This is a genomic window from Microbacterium sp. zg-Y1090 (assembly GCF_030246945.1).
GTDB lineage: Bacteria > Actinomycetota > Actinomycetes > Actinomycetales > Microbacteriaceae > Microbacterium > Microbacterium wangruii.
This window is the reverse complement of sequence record NZ_CP126742.1, coordinates 358,142-374,269: the sequence shown is the minus strand read 5'-3', so window position 1 is coordinate 374,269 and position 16,128 is coordinate 358,142. Positions and strand designations below refer to the sequence as shown.

At 71.9% G+C, this 16,128-nt stretch carries 13 protein-coding genes; 3 read left to right on the top strand and 10 right to left on the bottom strand.

Annotated elements, in window-relative coordinates:
- Nucleotides 1-11: 11 nt before the first annotated feature.
- The 7 genes from QNO26_RS01700 to QNO26_RS01670 form a co-directional block, all read right to left on the bottom strand.
- Entirely contained in the window at nucleotides 12-857 is an 846-nt protein-coding gene (locus tag QNO26_RS01700) for a transglutaminase family protein (RefSeq protein WP_257531824.1), read from the bottom strand.
- Nucleotides 854-1,789, bottom strand: coding sequence for an alpha-E domain-containing protein (locus QNO26_RS01695; protein ID WP_257531823.1), 936 nt, complete (start codon nucleotides 1,787-1,789; stop codon nucleotides 854-856). The genes QNO26_RS01700 and QNO26_RS01695 overlap by 4 nt, the downstream gene beginning before the upstream one ends.
- The gene (locus QNO26_RS01690; protein WP_257638700.1) at nucleotides 1,783-3,483 is read right to left on the bottom strand and encodes a circularly permuted type 2 ATP-grasp protein; all 1,701 of its coding nucleotides are present in this window, start codon (nucleotides 3,481-3,483) and stop codon (nucleotides 1,783-1,785) included. Before QNO26_RS01690 ends, QNO26_RS01695 begins: the two co-directional genes overlap by 7 nt.
- 118 nt (nucleotides 3,484-3,601) lie before the next feature.
- Entirely contained in the window at nucleotides 3,602-4,834 is a 1,233-nt protein-coding gene (gene rocD, locus QNO26_RS01685) for an ornithine--oxo-acid transaminase (RefSeq protein ID WP_257531819.1), read from the bottom strand.
- Nucleotide 4,835: 1 nt separating this feature from the next.
- The gene (gene ddaH, locus QNO26_RS01680; protein WP_350310494.1) at nucleotides 4,836-5,735 is read right to left on the bottom strand and encodes a dimethylargininase; all 900 of its coding nucleotides are present in this window, start codon (nucleotides 5,733-5,735) and stop codon (nucleotides 4,836-4,838) included.
- A gap of 177 nt (nucleotides 5,736-5,912) precedes the next feature.
- Nucleotides 5,913-9,647: a bifunctional proline dehydrogenase/L-glutamate gamma-semialdehyde dehydrogenase gene (locus QNO26_RS01675; protein WP_257638701.1), complete on the bottom strand. Its 3,735-nt coding sequence runs from the start codon at nucleotides 9,645-9,647 to the stop codon at nucleotides 5,913-5,915.
- A 59-nt stretch (nucleotides 9,648-9,706) separates the two neighbouring features.
- A complete protein-coding gene (locus QNO26_RS01670; protein ID WP_257531815.1) occupies nucleotides 9,707-10,267 on the bottom strand; it encodes an acyl-CoA thioesterase in 561 nt (186 codons plus the stop codon).
- A 184-nt stretch (nucleotides 10,268-10,451) separates the two neighbouring features.
- Here QNO26_RS01670 and QNO26_RS01665 point away from each other — a divergent pair, with 184 nt between their 5' ends.
- The 3 genes from QNO26_RS01665 to QNO26_RS01655 all read left to right on the top strand — a co-directional run bounded on the left by QNO26_RS01665 (nucleotide 10,452) and on the right by QNO26_RS01655 (nucleotide 13,105).
- Entirely contained in the window at nucleotides 10,452-10,958 is a 507-nt protein-coding gene (locus tag QNO26_RS01665) for a GNAT family N-acetyltransferase (protein ID WP_257531813.1), read from the top strand.
- Nucleotides 10,959-10,963: 5 nt separating this feature from the next.
- Nucleotides 10,964-11,731: a coenzyme F420-0:L-glutamate ligase gene (gene cofE, locus QNO26_RS01660; RefSeq protein ID WP_257531811.1), complete on the top strand. Its 768-nt coding sequence runs from the start codon at nucleotides 10,964-10,966 to the stop codon at nucleotides 11,729-11,731.
- Nucleotides 11,732-12,295: 564 nt separating this feature from the next.
- Nucleotides 12,296-13,105: a glycosyltransferase family A protein gene (locus QNO26_RS01655; RefSeq protein WP_257531809.1), complete on the top strand. Its 810-nt coding sequence runs from the start codon at nucleotides 12,296-12,298 to the stop codon at nucleotides 13,103-13,105.
- Here the strand turns inward: QNO26_RS01655 and QNO26_RS01650 are convergent.
- From QNO26_RS01650 to QNO26_RS01640, 3 genes are read right to left on the bottom strand one after another with little or no spacing between them, the layout of a single operon-like run.
- Nucleotides 13,071-13,982 carry an alpha/beta fold hydrolase gene (locus QNO26_RS01650; RefSeq protein ID WP_257638702.1) on the bottom strand — a complete coding sequence of 304 codons (912 nt, stop codon included), beginning with the start codon at nucleotides 13,980-13,982 and terminating at the stop codon, nucleotides 13,071-13,073. The genes QNO26_RS01655 and QNO26_RS01650 overlap by 35 nt on opposite strands.
- Nucleotides 13,983-14,008: 26 nt before the next feature.
- Nucleotides 14,009-14,785, bottom strand: a complete 777-nt coding sequence (locus QNO26_RS01645; protein ID WP_257531804.1) for an enoyl-CoA hydratase-related protein — start codon at nucleotides 14,783-14,785, stop codon at nucleotides 14,009-14,011.
- Nucleotides 14,786-14,789: 4 nt separating this feature from the next.
- A complete protein-coding gene (locus QNO26_RS01640; protein WP_285181708.1) occupies nucleotides 14,790-15,974 on the bottom strand; it encodes an acyl-CoA dehydrogenase family protein in 1,185 nt (394 codons plus the stop codon).
- Nucleotides 15,975-16,128: the final 154 nt, after the last annotated feature.

Sequence of the window (16,128 nt, the reverse complement as noted above, 5' to 3'; positions counted from 1 at the left end):
CGTCGGCGCGGTCAGGCCTCGCGGGTGATCGTCACCTGCACGTGCAGGTCGCTCTTGGTGGCGCCGCCGTACACGCCGCGCAGCGGCGGCACGTCGCTGTAATCCCGCCCGCGCCCGACCAGCACGTGCCGCTCGCCGATCTCGACGTTGTTCGTCGGGTCGAAGCCGTGCCAGTCGCCCGCGAACCACTCCACCCAGGCGTGCGACTCGCCCACGACGGCCACGCCCACCTCGGCATCGGGGTCGGGGTGCAGGTATCCCGAGACGTACCGGGCGGGGATGCCCACCTCGCGCAGGGCGCCGAGGGTGATGTGGGCCATGTCCTGGCAGACTCCCGACCGCTTCTCCCACGCCTCCGCGGCGGTGGAGTGCACGCCGGTGCTGCCGTAGACGTACTCGACGGCGTCGCCCACGGCGACGGCGATCGCGTGCGCGGCGTGGCCGGGGCCGTCGTGCTCGGCGGCGATCGAACGCGCCAGGCGGGCCACCTCCTCGTGCGGGGCGGTGTGCGGCGTCTGCGCGAGCATCTCGACCGTGCTGATCGCGCCCTGCGCCTCGCGGGCCAGGTCCTCCCACGAGATCTCGGGATGCTCCAGCGGACGCGGCCGCACCTCCACGAGCGAGCGCGCCGTGATGTTCAGGGCGGTGTGCGCCGACAGCACGTCGAACGACGCCACCCGGGTGCCGAAGTAGTCGACGTACTGGTTGACGCTCGTCGACGGCTCGATGTCCAGCGAGGAGCTCAGCACGAACTGGTTCTCGGTCGACACCGGCAGCATGCGTGCCTCGTTGTACGACGCGGACACCTCCCCGGGGTAGACGAAGCCGGTGGTGTGCTCGACGCGCAGCCGCATCATGAGATCTCTCCGATCCAGCTGGGCTCGGCCTGGGTGGGGAAGAAGCGCTGCCGGATCGCCTCCGACGCTTCGCGCGTCACCGTCTGCACCCGTTCCATATGCTCGGGCAGCTCCCCGAGGATGTCGGTGATGGGGCTGTACTCGAGATCGTTGCGGATGCGACCGAGGGCGCGGAGCACGGCGTTGGAGTGCCCGACCCGGTCGGCGCGCGGATCGATGGCGCTCATGCACTCCTCGGCGCGCTGGATCGAGTAGATGATCGACCGCGGGAACAGCCGGTCCAGCAGCAGGAACTCGGCGGCGTTGCGCGAGCTCGGCATGCCCCGGTAGGTGCGCACATACGCCTCGTAGGCGCCGCACGACCGCAGGATGGTCGTCCACGACGGGCCGGATGCCTCTGTCAGCGACCGTGTCGCCAGCATGCGTGCCGTCATGTCGGCGCGTTCGATGCTGCGACCGAGCGTGAAGAACTGCCACGCCTCGTCGCGACTGGTCGACGAGTCGACGATGCCGACGGCCAGCGCGGAGCGCTCGCGCACCCACTGGAAGAACTCGTGCACCTTCTCGGACTGCAGCCGACGCGGCATCCGCGAATTGGTCGTGTTGAGGGTCTCCCAGAGCTCCGTGGAGACGATCTCGCGCGCCCGCCGGGCGTTCTCGCGTGCGGCGTGCAGCGAGTACGCGATGCTCGAGGAGTTGCCGCGGTCCACCGCCAGGCGCGCCAGGACGTCCTGCCGCTCGACCTTCTCGAGGGCGTCGTCCGGCGGCATCGATCCCATGACGCTGAGCAGCGACCGGCACGCGGTGTCCTCGTCGATCCAGGGGTCCTCCAGCAGCAGCTGCAGATGCACGTCGAGGATGCGAGCGGTGCCGTCCGCCCGCTCGATGTAGCGCCCGATCCAGAACAGGCTCTCTGCGATGCGGCTCAGCATGACTGGCACCCCCCGGTCGTCGGCACCGCGGTCTGCTGCTGCTGTTGCTGCTGTTCCTGCTGCTCGGCGCGCGCACGCGGCGCGTCCTGCGGCGAGTGCACGGGCGCGGCCTGCTCGTCGTAGACCACCGGGATCGCCTCGGTCGTGGCCTGATCGGCGACGAGGTCGGCCATGCCGCCACCGCGGCCGTGTCCGTACTCGACGTCGCGGGGCGCCGCCCCTCCCACGATCCAGGTGTCCTTGGAACCGCCGCCCTGGCTGGAGTTGACCACGAGCTGTCCCTCCGGAAGCGCCACGCGTGTGAGCCCACCGGGGAGCACCCACACGTCGTCGCCGTCGTGGACGGCGAAGGGCCGCAGGTCCGCGTGCCGCGGTCGCATGCCGTCCTCGACGAGGGTCGGGATGGTCGAGAGCATCACGACGGGCTGAGCGATCCACCCGCGGGGGTCGGCACGGAGCCGGGCGCGCAGTTTGTCCAGCTCTGCCGGTGACGCATCCGGGCCCACCACCAGCCCCTTGCCGCCCGAGCCGTCGACGGGCTTGACCACCAGCTCGTCGAGGCGGTCCAGCACCTCCTCGAGGGCGCCGGGATCCTCGAGGCGCCAGGTGTCGACGTTCTTGAGGATCGGCTCTTCGGCGAGGTAGTAGCGGATGAGGTCGGGGACGTACGTGTAGAGCAGCTTGTCGTCGGCGACGCCGTTGCCCACGGCGTTCGCGATCGTCACGTTGCCCAGGCGCGCGGCGAGCATCAGGCCGGGGGCCCCGAGCATCGAATCGGCACGGAACTGCAGCGGGTCGAGGTAGTCGTCGTCCACGCGGCGGTAGATGACGTCCACGCGCTGCGGTCCGCGGGTGGTGCGCATGAACACCTTGCCGCCGGTGCACACGAGGTCCCGTCCCTCCACGAGCTCCACGCCCATGAGGCGGGCGAGCAGGGTGTGCTCGAAGTACGCCGAGTTGTAGACGCCGGGAGTGAGCACCACGACGTTGGGGTCTTCGACACCGGGCGGGGCCGACGCGCGCAGTGCCGCGAGCAGCTTGTTCGGGTAGTCGCCGACGGGCCGCACGCGCATCGAGACGAACAGCTCGGGCAGCGTCTGGGCCATGACCCGGCGGTTGGAGATGACGTAGCTGACACCGGAGGGCACACGCACGTTGTCCTCGAGCACGCGCATCTCGCCGTGCTCGTCGCGGATGAGGTCGATGCCCGACACGTGGATGCGCACACCGTTGGCGGCGTGGATGCCGGCGGCCTGGCGGTAGAAGTACTGCGACGAGGCGATGAGGCCCGCCGGCAGCACGCCGTCGCGCACGCAGTGCTGGTGCCCGTAGGTGTCGTCGAGGAACGCCTCGAGTGCGAGCACACGCTGCTTGACGCCCGCCTCGATGCGCGACCACTCGTCGTAGTCGATGATGCGCGGCACCGCGTCGAGCGGGAACGGCCGCTCCTCGCCGGCGAAGTCGAACGTGACACCCTGGGCGAGGTACGAGCTGGCGAGCGAATCGGTGCGTCCGCGCAGCTCTTCCTGGGTCATCTGCGCCAGCGCCTGATAGAGCTCGCGATAGGCGCGCCGCGAGGCGACCGGGGCACCGGATCCGTCTGGGTGGCCGAACATCTCGTCGAACGCCGGGACGCCCGACGGCGTCTTGCGTGGCGCCAAGATGGAGCCGTAGCCGTCGAACAGATCACCCATGGGATTCACCCTATCCGCGCCGGGTTGCCGCCATGTTTCCGGGTTGCCGACCTTGACACGCAGGCGGCATCCGACCACTCGGGCCCGTTTCTCCGGCCGGATGCCGGTGCGCCGCGAGTCAGCCCAGGGCGACCTTGAGCTGCTCGACCGCCCAGTCCAGCTCGGTCGCGCGGATCACCAGTGGCGGCGCCAGGCGGATGGTCTGCCCGTGCGTGTCCTTGGCCAGCACGCCGCGCAGGAGCAACCGCTCGGCGACCTCCCTGCCGGTGCCGTGCGCGGGGTCGATGTCGACACCCGCCCAGAGCCCGGCGACGCGCACGGCGGTCACCCCGTGGCCGATCAACGGCGTGAGCGCGGCCTCCAGGTGCTCGCCGAGCGCCGCTGCCCGCTGCTGCAGCCTGCCGGTCGCGAGAAGCTCCACCACCCGGCGGCCGACCGCCGCCGCCAGCGGGTTGCCCCCGAAGGTCGACCCGTGCTCGCCGGGGCGCAGCACTCCCAGCACGCCGCGGTCTCCCACGACGGCAGACACCGGCACGATGCCGCCGCCGAGCGCCTTGCCCAGCAGGTACAGGTCGGGCACGACGTCTTCGCGGTCGCAGGCGAACGTGGTGCCGGCGCGGCCGAGGCCGGACTGGATCTCATCGGCGATGAACAGCACGCCGCGCCGGGTGCAGATCTCCCGCACCGCCGCCAGGTAGCCCGCCGGCGGCACGATGACCCCGGCTTCGCCCTGGATCGGCTCCAGCAGAACCGCCGCCGTGGTGTCGTCGATCGCCGCTTCGATCGCCGCGGCATCCCCGTAGGGCACCGAGACGAAACCGGGGGCGTAGGGCCCGAAGTCGTCGTGGGCGACGGGGTCGTCGCTGAATCCGACGATCGTGGTCGTGCGGCCGTGGAAGTTGCCGTCGGCGACGATGACGGTGGCGCTGTCGGCCGGCACGCCCTTGACCCGGTACGCCCACGCACGGGCCACCTTGATGCCGGTCTCGACGGCCTCGGCGCCGGTGTTCATCGGCAGCACCAGATCCTTGCCGCACAGAGCGGCGAGCGCCTCGGCGAACGGTCCGAGCTGGTCGTTGTGGAAGGCGCGGCTGGTGAGGGTCAGTCGGCCGAGCTGAGCGGTGGCGGCAGCGACGAGGTCGGGATGCCGGTGGCCGAAGTTCAGCGCGGAGTAGGCCGAGAGCAGGTCGAGGTAGCGCTTGCCCTCGGTGTCGGTGACCCACGATCCCTCGCCCTCGGCCACGACGACCGGGAGGGGGTGGTAGGTGTGGGCGACGTGGGCGTCCTCGGCGGCGATGATCCGTGCCGCGGTGGGCTCGGTGTGGAGGGGCGAAGCGGGTGCGTCGGTCATGTCAGCTCCTCAGCTCGAGGGTGCAGCACTTGATGCCGCCGCCACCCAGCAGCAGCTCGGACAGGTCGACGGTCACCGGCGTGTAGCCGCGCTCCCGCAGCTGGGCGATGAACCCGTGGGCTCGCGGCGAGACGATGACGTTGCGGCCGTCGCTGGCGGTGTTGAGGCCGAACACCGCCCCGTCGGCGTCGTCCACGAGGATCGCGTCGGGGTAGCGCTCGGCGAGCACGGCCCGCGAAGCGTCGTCGAACGCCGTCGGCAGGTAGGCGATGTTCGCGCGCGGAACGCCTCCCTCGCCCTCCACCGGGTCGAGCACTGCCAGGGCGGTGTCGAGGTGGTAAAAGCGCGGGTCGACGAGTGTCAGGCTCACCACCTCACGACCGAACACGTCGGCGACCTCGCGGTGGCTGGCTCCGTCGGAACGGAAGCCCGTACCGGCGAGCACGGTGTCGCCCACGAGCAGGAAGTCACCCTCCCCCTCCTGCACCTCGACCGGCTCGATGACCTCGAACCCGTTGGCGGCGAACCAGTCCATGAACGCGCGCTCCTCGCCGCGCCGTTCGGCCACGCGGAACCGCACGCCCAGCGCGCGACCTCCGACGACGAAGCCGCCGTTGGCCGTGTAGACCATGTCGGGAAGGCCCGGCACCGGGTCGATCAGCTCGACGTCGTGCCCGAGCCGCACGTACGTGTCGTACAGGTCCTGCCACTGCGACAGCGCGCGCGCGGTGTCGGTGGGTCGCCCCGGTTCCATCCAGGGGTTGATCCGGTAGCTCACGGTGAAGTACTCCGGCCGGCACATGAGGTAGCGGCGGTGCTGGGCGATGCGCTCCGGCGCGGCGGGCTGCGCGCCCGGCTGCGCGCCGGCATCCGTGGCGAGGGTAGTGGGCTGCGTGGACATTGTGCTCCTTCGCGAAGGTGGCGGACGCTGTCCTCCTGGTCCGGTGGCCCAGGCTCCGCCGCGACGGTGCGGCGAGGGCGAGGGGCGATCCGGACACGCCGCGACCATTGTCACACGACGGATGCCGCGCTGCTCGGCGATCCGCGCCGGCGACCGCCCCGCCCTCGGCCGCCGCCGTCAGATGACCGCTTCGCTCCAGGGGTCGGGGTTGCCGAACCGGTGGGCCGTGATGGTGATCGACTGCTCCTGCAGGAACGGGAGCATCTCGAGCCGCCCGGCCGTGGTGACCTCGTTGTCGTAGACGGCCAGGTCGGGGTCGCCGTCCACGGCCGCTCCCAGCGCGCGGTGCAGTGTCGCGATCGACTCGCGAGGGCCGACCAGACGCGCGCGCGAGGGGCGGGCGACGATCTCACCCTCGATCGGGTCGTCGGGCGTCGACTGGCCGACTCCGGTCATGCGCTGCAGCCACTGCTCGTCGGTCTCGAGGAACACCGGCACCCGCAGATCGCCGAGCGTGCGTCTCACCGCGGCGGGCAGTCCCACCGGCGCGCTCAGCGTCATCGGGGTACCCGCGCGGATGCCGGCGATCACCACCCGCAGCACCGCCTGCCAGGTGGCGTCCGCCGCCGCCCGCACCGCGACGCCGTCGACCGGGCGGTAGCGGAAGAGATTGCGCTCCACCCCCAGTTCCGAGACGTCGCGGACGTGGCCGAACTCGCGGTCCCACGCGATCGCATCCGACAGCGCCGCACGGCGCAGCCAGTCGAAACCCTCGTAATCGAGCGTCGGCTGGGAAGCCTCGATGAGGGTCGTAATGCGTGAATCCAGGCCGCGCAGGTGCAGTGTCGACGACTGCGCGCTGCCCGACGACGGCCGCCAGCTGCCGAGGCCGATGAGGTAGTTGGGCCCACCGGCCTTTGCGCCCGCCCCGACGGACGAGCGCTTCCAGCCGCCGAACGGCTGGCGCTGCACGATGGCGCCGGTGATGCCGCGGTTGACGTAGAGGTTTCCCGCCTGCACCCGGTCGAGCCACAGCGCGAGGTCTCCCGGCGCCTGCGTGTACAGCCCGGCGGTGAGGCCGTACGCCACCGCGTTCTGCAGCTCGATGGCCTGCGTCAGCGACGAGGCGTGCATCACGCCGAGCACCGGCCCGAAGAACTCCTCCAGGTGCGTGCGCGAGCCCGGCTGCACGCCCACGCGGATGCCGGGCGTCCACAGCCGTCCGGCGTACTCGGGCGCCACGTCGTCGAGGCGGCGCGGCTCGACGAGCCACTTCTCCCCCTCCTCGAGGGTCGTCAGCGCCCACGCGAGCTTGCCCTCGGGGGCCTGCACGAGCGGCCCGACCTCGGCGCGCGGATCGGTGGGCGGCCCCACACGCAGCGAGCGCGTGGCATCCACCAGTTGGCGGGCGAACCGCTGCGAGCGCCCCACCGGACCGACGAGGATCGCGAGCGAGGCCGCAGAGCACTTCTGCCCGGCGTGGCCGAACGCGCTGCGCACCAGATCGGCGACCGCGAGGTCGAGATCGGCGCTGGGCGTGATGATCATGGCGTTCTTGCCGCTGGTCTCGGCCAGCAGCGGAAGCGCAGGGCGCCAGGAGCGGAACAGCGCCGCGGTCTCCCATGATCCGGTGAGGATGACGCGGTCCACGGCGGGGTGGGAGATGAGCTGGCGGCCGAGCTCGCCCTCCTCGACGTCGACGAGAGCGAGGACGTCTCGCGGAACGCCCGCCGCCCACAGCGCCTCGACGACCACCGCGGCGCAGCGGCGCGCCTGCGGCGCCGGCTTGAACACGACGCCGGATCCGGCGGCGAGCGCCGCCAGCACCCCGCCGGCGGGGATGGCGACCGGGAAGTTCCAGGGCGGGGCGACGACGGTCACCCGAGTCGGCTCGAACACGGCGCCGCTCACGCGGTCGAGTTCGCGGGCCGTCGCCGCGTAGTAATGCGCGAAGTCCACGGCCTCGCTCACCTCGACGTCGGCCTCGGCGAACACCTTGCCGGTCTCCGAGGCGGCGACCTCGATGAGCTCCGCACGGCGGGCCTCGAGCGCACGTCCTGCGGCGATGAGCACGGCGGCGCGATCGGCGGCGGCGAGCGCCCCCCACGGTCCGGCCGCCTCGGCGACCGTCGCCATCACGCGCTCCAGCGAGCCGACGTCGGTGAGGCGGGCGGCGTCGAGCGTGGCATCTCCCGCGGCGCTGACCTCGATGCGCTCCAGCACCGAGCTCGCCCACGCGCGGTTGACCGCGACGGCCGGGTCGGTGTCGGCGGCGTTGCGGAAGCCGGGCGCCCCGAGTGCCCGGCGGGTCTCGCGCGGGGCGAACACCGCCGTCTCGACGAACTCCTCCCCGCCGAACCGCAGCGCCTCGGCGATCGGCTCCATCGGGGTGGTCTCGTCCGGCCCGCCGCCGCGGGCGATGCCGAGCACTGCTTGGGTCAGTCCTCCCTCTTCGGCGCCATCGCGGCCGGGGGCATCGCGCAGGATGCTGCGCAGGCGCGGCACGGGATCCACGGTGCGGTCCTGCACCCGGTGCGGCCCGATGTCGAGGGTGGGGTCCGCGCTGCGGTCGAGGGAGTCCAGGAACCGATCGCGCTCCCGGTCGAACAGCGATGCGTCGTCGGCGAGCTCGAACGCGGCGGAGAGGAAGTTCTCGCTCGAGGCGTTCTCCTCCAGCCGGCGCACGAGATAGCTGATGGCCACATCGAACTCGTCGGGCCGTACGACCGGCACGTAGAGCAGCACGGGTCCGACCTCGCGGGCGACGGCCTGCACCTGGCCCTGCGCCATGCCCAGCAGCATCTCGACGTCGACGTCGGCGCGCACCCCCCGCTCACCGGCGAGCAGCCACGCATAGGCGATGTCGAAGAGGTTGTGCCCGGCCACTCCCAGGCGCACCGCAGCCGTGCGGTCCGGGTGCAGGGCCCAGTCGAGGCAGCGCAGGTAGTTGGCGTCGGTGTCGAGCTTGCTGTCGTACGTGGCGAGCGGCCAGTCGTGCATCGTGGCATCCACCCGCTCCATCGCGAGGTTCGCCCCCTTGACCAGGCGCACCTTGATGCGGGCGCCACCCGCTCCCACCCGCTCGCGCGCCCACGCCGTGAGCTCCTGCAGCGCGGGGAGCGCATCGGGCAGGTACGCCTGCAGCACGATGCCGGCTTCGAGCCCCTGCAGCCGCTCGTCCTCGAGCAGGCGGGTGAACACCGCGATGGTCAGGTCGAGGTCGCGGTACTCCTCCATATCGAGGTTGATGAACGTGCCGTCCTCGGCCGCGGAGAGGTACAGCGGCAGCAGACGCTCGACGACCGTCTCGACGGTCTGCTCGAAGGCCCACATCGAGATGCGCGGGGTGATCGCCGAGACCTTCACCGAGACGTAGTCGACGTCGTCCCGGCGGATCAGCTCGTGGATGCCGTCGCGCCGGCGGCCCGCCTCGCCCTCGCCGAGTACGGCCTCGCCGAGCAGGTTCAGGTTCAGTCGCGCCCCGCTCTCGCGGATGCGGGCGATGGCTTTGCCGAGCTTGTCGGGACGCGCGTCGACGACCAGGTGCCCCACCATCTCGCGCAGCACGCGCCGGGCGATGGGGACGACGGGGCTCGGCAGCACCGGCGCGACCGCGCCGCCTGCCCGCACCGCCGTGCGCAGATACCACGGGAGGAACTGCGGAACCAGGGGAGCGATGCGCCCCAGCTGCGATGCCGCGGCGGACAGGCTTTCCGGCCGCATCACCCCGTCGACGAAGCCGATCGTGAACGGCAGCCCCTGCGGGTCCTTCAGCACACCGGCCAGTCGTGCGGCGGCGGGATCGACATCGGCGGCGGCGGCTTCGCGCACCCAGCGCTGGGCGAGCTCCACTGCTTCCTCGGCCAAGGGGTGGATGTCCGAGCGCTGCCGGTCCTCGTAGGTCTGCGACATGCGCCCAGCCTAGGTCCGCGCTGCCGTCGCGGGGCGGTTGCCGAGCCGCGTCGCGGCGGTCAGGACCAGACGCTGGGGGCGGGGCTCTTCGTCGACGGCAGAGCGGATGCCGCGGCCCAGTCGACGACCCACGGTTCGAGAGGCGGCAGATTGTCGGGGCGGTGCAGAGCCTCGAACAGCTCCTCCATCGGCACGAGCCCTCCCCCGCGCTTCAGGAAGCGGGCGCGCACCAGCATCTCGGCGTAGATCTCCCCGTCGACGACGGCGCGGTGCACCATGTACACCGCCTTGTCATCGTGACCGTGCAGGCGCGACTCGACCGTGAAGCGCTGCCACAGCCCGAGCGACTTGCGGAATGAGATGGTCTCGCTGGCGACCACGGCGTACCAGCCCTGCTTGTTCACCAGATCCCACACTCCGGTGCGGATGAGCAGGTCGAACCGGCCGAGGTCGAACAGCGACGCGTAGCGGCCGTTGTTCATGTGACCGAGCAGGTCGATGTCGGTGGGCAGGGTGCGCAGCCGCACGCGTCCGACCGCGGTCGGATCGATCCGCCCCTTGCGGCGCAGTGCCCGCTTCGCGCGCAGGATCGTCAGAAGGGTCCGCCACCATACGTTCACGAAGCGCGATGGTAGTGCGCCTGGCAGCCCACGTCGCAATCGGTGCAGGGCAACCCACAACGACATCAGCGATCGCGCGGCGCTGCCGGGGCGGCCGACCGCGCGAACCCGTCTCGCCGTCACGCCCCGACACCGGCCGTCGCGCGGATTTCGCGGGGGCCCGCGCCCCGCGTAGAGTGCCCGCATGGATGCAGAGACCCAGACCGACATCGTCGTCCGTCCGGTCCGCGACGTGGACGCCGAGGCCCTCGGGCGAGTGCACGCCGCCTGCTGGCACGAGACCTACGACCACCTCATCAGCAAGGCCGCCCTCGAGAACGTCTCTCCCCGCCGCCTCGCCGAGCTGTGGACCCACTGGGCCGAGCAGGGCCCCGACTTCCGCATGCACGCCGCGCTCGCCGACGGCGAGATCGTCGGCTTCGTCGGCTCCGGGCCTGCGCGTGACCGCGACGCGCCACGCAACCGCGAGCTGTACTTCATCTACCTTCTCGACGCGTGGCACGGCACCGGCACGGGCCAGCGGCTGTTCGACGCAGCCATCCACCCCGACGAGCAGGCCTACCTGTGGGTCGCCGAGGACAACCCGCGCGCGCACCGTTTCTACGAGCGCAATGGCTTCACCCTCGACGGCGCGAGCCACACCGAGCCCTTCCTCGGCGAGATGCTGACCGAAGTCCGCTTCGTCCGCTGAGCGCCGTGCTGCAGGTCTGGGCCCTCGACGGCATCCCCGAGGTCGCCGCGGGGGATGACCTCGTCTCCCTCATCGCGGATGCCGCGGCCGGCGACCTCGCCGACGGCGACATCCTCGTGGTCACCTCCAAGATCGTGTCCAAGGCAGAAGGACGCATGATCCGCGCCGACGACCGAGAGGACGCGATCACCGCCGAGACGGTGCGGCTGGTGGCCTCGCGCACCTCGGCATCCGGTCATGTCACCCGCATCGTCGAGAACCGGCTCGGCATCGTCTCCGCCGCCGCCGGCGTCGATGCCTCGAACACCCCGCACGGCACGGTGCTGCTGCTGCCGGTGGATCCCGACGCCTCGGCCCGCGCTATCGCGGCAGGACTCCGCGAACGACTGGGCGCGCACGTGGGAATCATCGTCTCCGACACCCTCGGCCGCGCGTGGCGGGAGGGGCAGACCGACCATGCGATCGGCGCCGCCGGCGTCACGGTGATGGAGGACCTCCGCGGGCAGACCGATGCCGAGGGCCGTCCGCTCGTCGTGACGATGCCCTGCGTCGCCGACGAACTGGCCGCGGCCGCCGACCTCGTGAAAGGCAAGGCATCACGGCGTCCCGTGGCGGTGGTGCGGGGGCGCGCCGACCTCGTCGGTGCGCTGGATCTTCCGGGAGCGCGGTCGATCGTGCGCCCCGCCGAGCGCGACTTCTTCCACCTGGGCGCCGACGAGGCCCACGCGCAGGGCTACGCCGCGGGCTTCGCGGCGGGCACCGCCGCGCGCTGAGCACCAGAGCCCGACCCCGCCGCTGTCCCACCGAGCGCCGAACCCGCTTGACTCCGTACCCGCCTGACTCCGTATCCGCCTGACTCCGTTTCGGGAGCCGATACGCGACCCAAACCCCGCCGCACCCCCGTTCGGGAACCGATACGCGACCCAAACCCCGCCTGCCCGCGCGGCACCGGGTTCGGGAACCGATACGCGACCCAAACCCCGCCACACCCCCGTTCGGGAACCGATACGCGACCCGAAGCGCCGCGAGCGCCCGCGGCACCGGGTTCGGGAACCGATACGCGACCCGAAGCGCCGCGAGCGCCCGCGGCACCGGGTTCGGGAACCGATACGCGACCCAAACCCCGCCTGCCCGCGCGGCACCGGGTTCGGGAACCGATACGCGACCCAAACCCCGCCACACCCCGTTCGGGAACCGATACGCGACCCAAACCCCGTCGCAGCCGGGTTCGGGAACCGACACGCGACCCAAACCCCCGGCGCCCCCGCGGCCCGGACCCGCGCGTCGGGGCGCCAGCCCCTCCCCCACGCGGCCGCGAACCCCTAGGCTGACGCGCCATGAGCACCATCAGCGTCGTGATCCCCTCCCGCGATGATGCGCGCATGCTGCGGCACTGCCTCGCCGCACTCGCTGTGCAGACCCGCAAGCCCGACGAGGTCATCGTCGTCGACAACGGCTCCAGCGATGACACCGCGGCGGTCGCCCGCGCCGCCGGTGCCCGCGTGGTCGACGAGCCGCGCCCCGGCGTGCTGCGCGCAACGGCCGCCGGATTCGACGCGGCCGAGGGCGACATCATCGGGCGACTGGATGCCGACTCCATCCCGTCCCGCGAGTGGATCGCGCGCCTGGAGCAGCGGTTCGACGACGACCCGACGCTCACCGGCATCACGGGCACCGGCCGGTTCTACGGCGGCACCTGGCCGCGGCGCGTGCTCGGCCGATACGCCTACCTGGGCGGCTACTTCTGGTCGATGCGGCTGGTGATGGGGCACGTGCCGGTGTTCGGGTCGAACTTCGCGCTGCGGCGCGAGGCGTGGCAGACGCTGCGCCCCCACCTGCACATGGACGACCCGAGGATGCACGACGACCTCGAGATCAGCTTCGCGCTGCAGCCCGACATGGGCGTGGAGTTCGACCGCGAGCTGCGAGTCGGGGTCTCCGCCCGCCCGTTCGATTCGATGGCGGGCTTCCGCCGACGCGTCAACTGGGCGTTCCACGGCCTCGCGGTCAACCTGTCCGAGGAGAGCATCGCTGAGCGTCAGTGGCGGTGCGCCGCGGGGCGACGGGAACGGCGGCGCCTGCAGCGCGACCCGCGCCGGGCGTCGCAGTCCGTCACGCGGAGATCATCGCCAGCATCGCTTCGGTGACCTGATTCGGCGCCGATTCGCACGGGCTGTGCCCGGTGTGGATCACGAGCAGCGTCGCTCCCAGCCGCCGGGCGAACTCGTCGTGGGCTTCGACCGGCCAGACGTCGCCGCTCCCGGCGACCACCAGCACGGGCAGTCCGGTCGCCCGCAGCGCGTCGGCCACGGCCGGCGTGTGCTTCATGAGCCCGAAGATGTCCTCGACGCTCGCACGCCGGGTGAGGGCGAACCGCGCCCTCACGAAGACGGCGCGGTCACGCGGCGCGCGGTGCACGTTGTTGCGCACCGCCCACATCATCAGCCGCGCCTCGACCGAAGCGGGCACCAGGCCGGTGATGGGGCCGAGGATCCGGAAGGACCGCAGCGCCTGCCCGGCCACCGGAGGAGAGGAAAGCAGCGTCAGGCTGGCGAACAGCTCCGGGTAGCGCGCTGCGGCGACCGAGGCGACGGTGCCGGCGAACGAGTAGCCGAGCACATGCGCCGGCGTGGCGGCGGAGCGCAGCACCGCAACCAGGTCGTCGACGAACAGGTCGAGCGTGTAGTGGCGCTGCGGCGGTTCGAGGTTCTCCGGCCCGGCCGCGCACGACTCGTACTGCCCCGCCATGTCGTAGGACTCCGCACGATAGCCGGCCGCCGCGAGCAGCGGCATCATGCGGACGAAGTCCTCCTTCGACCCGGTGACCCCGGGAACGAGCACGACCCGCTGGCCGCCGCTCGGCCCCATCGACACCCGCGCGAGCGATCCGCTCGGCGCCAGCACGCGATCGCGCTCCGCCCCCGGTGGGAACCGGCTCCAGTCGATGGGCGTCAGCGCGGCATCCGCCGCCGCGGCGCGACCCATCACGCCCTGCGCTCTGCCGCTCCCGGATCCGAGGCCCACGGGGGCATCATAGGGCGGCTCCCGGATCAGCGGTGCTGGAATCGCGGCGCGCGCTTGTCACGGAACGCCGCCATCCCCTCTTTCTGATCCTCCAGCGCGAACAGCGAGGTGAACACCGCCTTCTCGAGCCGCAGCCCCTCCGCCAGCGGCGTCTCCTGGGCTGCCCGCAGGGTCTGCTTGGCCGCGTAGACCACCGGCAGCGACTTGGCGGCGATCGCCTCCGCGGTCTTCGCGGCCTCGTCGAGCAGGTCGGATGCCGGCACGACACGTGACACCAGACCGGAGCGCTCCGCCTCCGCGGCATCCATCATGCGCCCGGTGAGCACGAGCTCGGCGGCCTTGTACGCGCCGATCGCGCGGGTCAGACGCTGCGTGCCGCCGATGCCGGGGATGACGCCGAGGTTGATCTCCGGCTGGCCGAAGCGCGCGGTGTCGGCGGCGAGGATGACGTCGCACATCATCGCCAGCTCGCATCCGCCGCCGAGAGCGAACCCGGCGACCGCGGCGACGACGGGGGTGCGCAGGCGAGCGAACTCCTCGAGGCCCGCGAAGGGGTTGCGCATCGCCATCTCGTGCGACGACTTGTCGGCCATCTCCTTGATGTCCGCGCCCGCGGCGAATGCCCGCTCGCTGCCGGTCAGCACGATGCAGCCGATCTCGTCGTCGGCATCGAAGGCGGATGCCGCTTCGGCCAGTTCCGCCGCCAGGCGGGAGTTGAGGGCGTTGAGGGCATCGGGGCGGTGGAGGGTGATCCAGCCGACGCGGCCACGGGTCTCGACGATGAGGGTCTCGTAGGGGGTCATGGGTTCATCGTGCCATGCCGCGATGACGCAGCAGCTCGCGCCCGATGATGACGCGCATGATCTCGTTCGTGCCCTCGAGGATCTGGTGCACCCGCAGGTCGCGCACCACCTTCTCGATGCCGTACTCCCGCAGGTAGCCGTAGCCGCCGTGCAGCTGCAGGGCGTCGTTGGCGACGCGGAAGCCGGCGTCGGTGGCGAAGCGCTTGGCCATGGCGCTCCGCGCCGTGGCATCCGACGCACCGGCGTCGAGGGCCGCCGCGGCGTCGCGCACAAGGGTGCGGGCGGCGTGCAGCTCGGTGGCCATGTCGGCGAGGGTGAACACGATCGACTGCTTCTGCGCCAGCTGCTCGCCGAACGCCTCGCGTTGCTGCACGTACGCCACGGTGCGCTCGAGCGCCCACTGCGCGCCGCCGAGGGAGCACGCGGCGATGCCGAGGCGGCCGCCGTCGAGTGCGCCCAGCGCGATGCGGAACCCCTCTCCTTCGGCGCCGATGCGGCCGGATGCCGGCACGCGCACCCCGTCGAGCACGACCTGACGGGTGGGCTGCGCACGCCAGCCCATCTTGTGCTCCTCGGCGCCGAATGACAGGCCGGGAACCCCGGCGGGCACCAGGAACGCCGTGACACCGCGGGCGCCCGCCTGCGCAGGGTCGCCCGCGTCACCGGTGCGAGCCATGACGATGTACACGCCCGCCTCGCCGGCGCCCGAGATGAACTGCTTCACGCCGGTGAGCACGTAGTCGTCGCCGTCGCGCACCGCCGTCGTGGTCAGCGCTGCCGCGTCCGAGCCGACGCCGGGCTCGGTGAGGCAGTAGGAGCCGAAGTCGGTCATCGACACGAGTCCCGGGAGCCACTGCGCCCGCTGCTCGGGTGTGCCGTGGGCGTCGATGATCCCGGCCACCATGTTGTGGATCGACACGTACGCGGCGATCGCCGGGTCGCCTTCGGCGAGGGCCTCGTAGATCGCGGCGGCGTCGGCTCGGCGCAGGCCCGCCCCGCCGACATCCTCGCGGATGCAGATGCCGCCCAGCCCCAGTTCGCCGCCGCGCCGCAGCGACTCACGCGGGAATTCGCCCCGCTCGTCGCGCTCCAGCGCGTAGGGGGCGAGCTCGGCCGCGGTGTACTCGCGGACGGCTTCGAGGATCGCCTCCCGCTCGTCATCGGTGAGCGCGGGCGTGGTCGAGGTCATCGTCGACGTCATCGTCGTTCCATCCTGTTCAGGCTTGTGGCCGAGGCGGGTTGTGAGCGGTGCGAACAGTGTAGTCCGGCGTCCCGCAGCGGCACGGGTGCGGTGCCGGCACGAGGGATGCCGTGGGCGACGGGGGCCGGGGCCCGGCACGGCA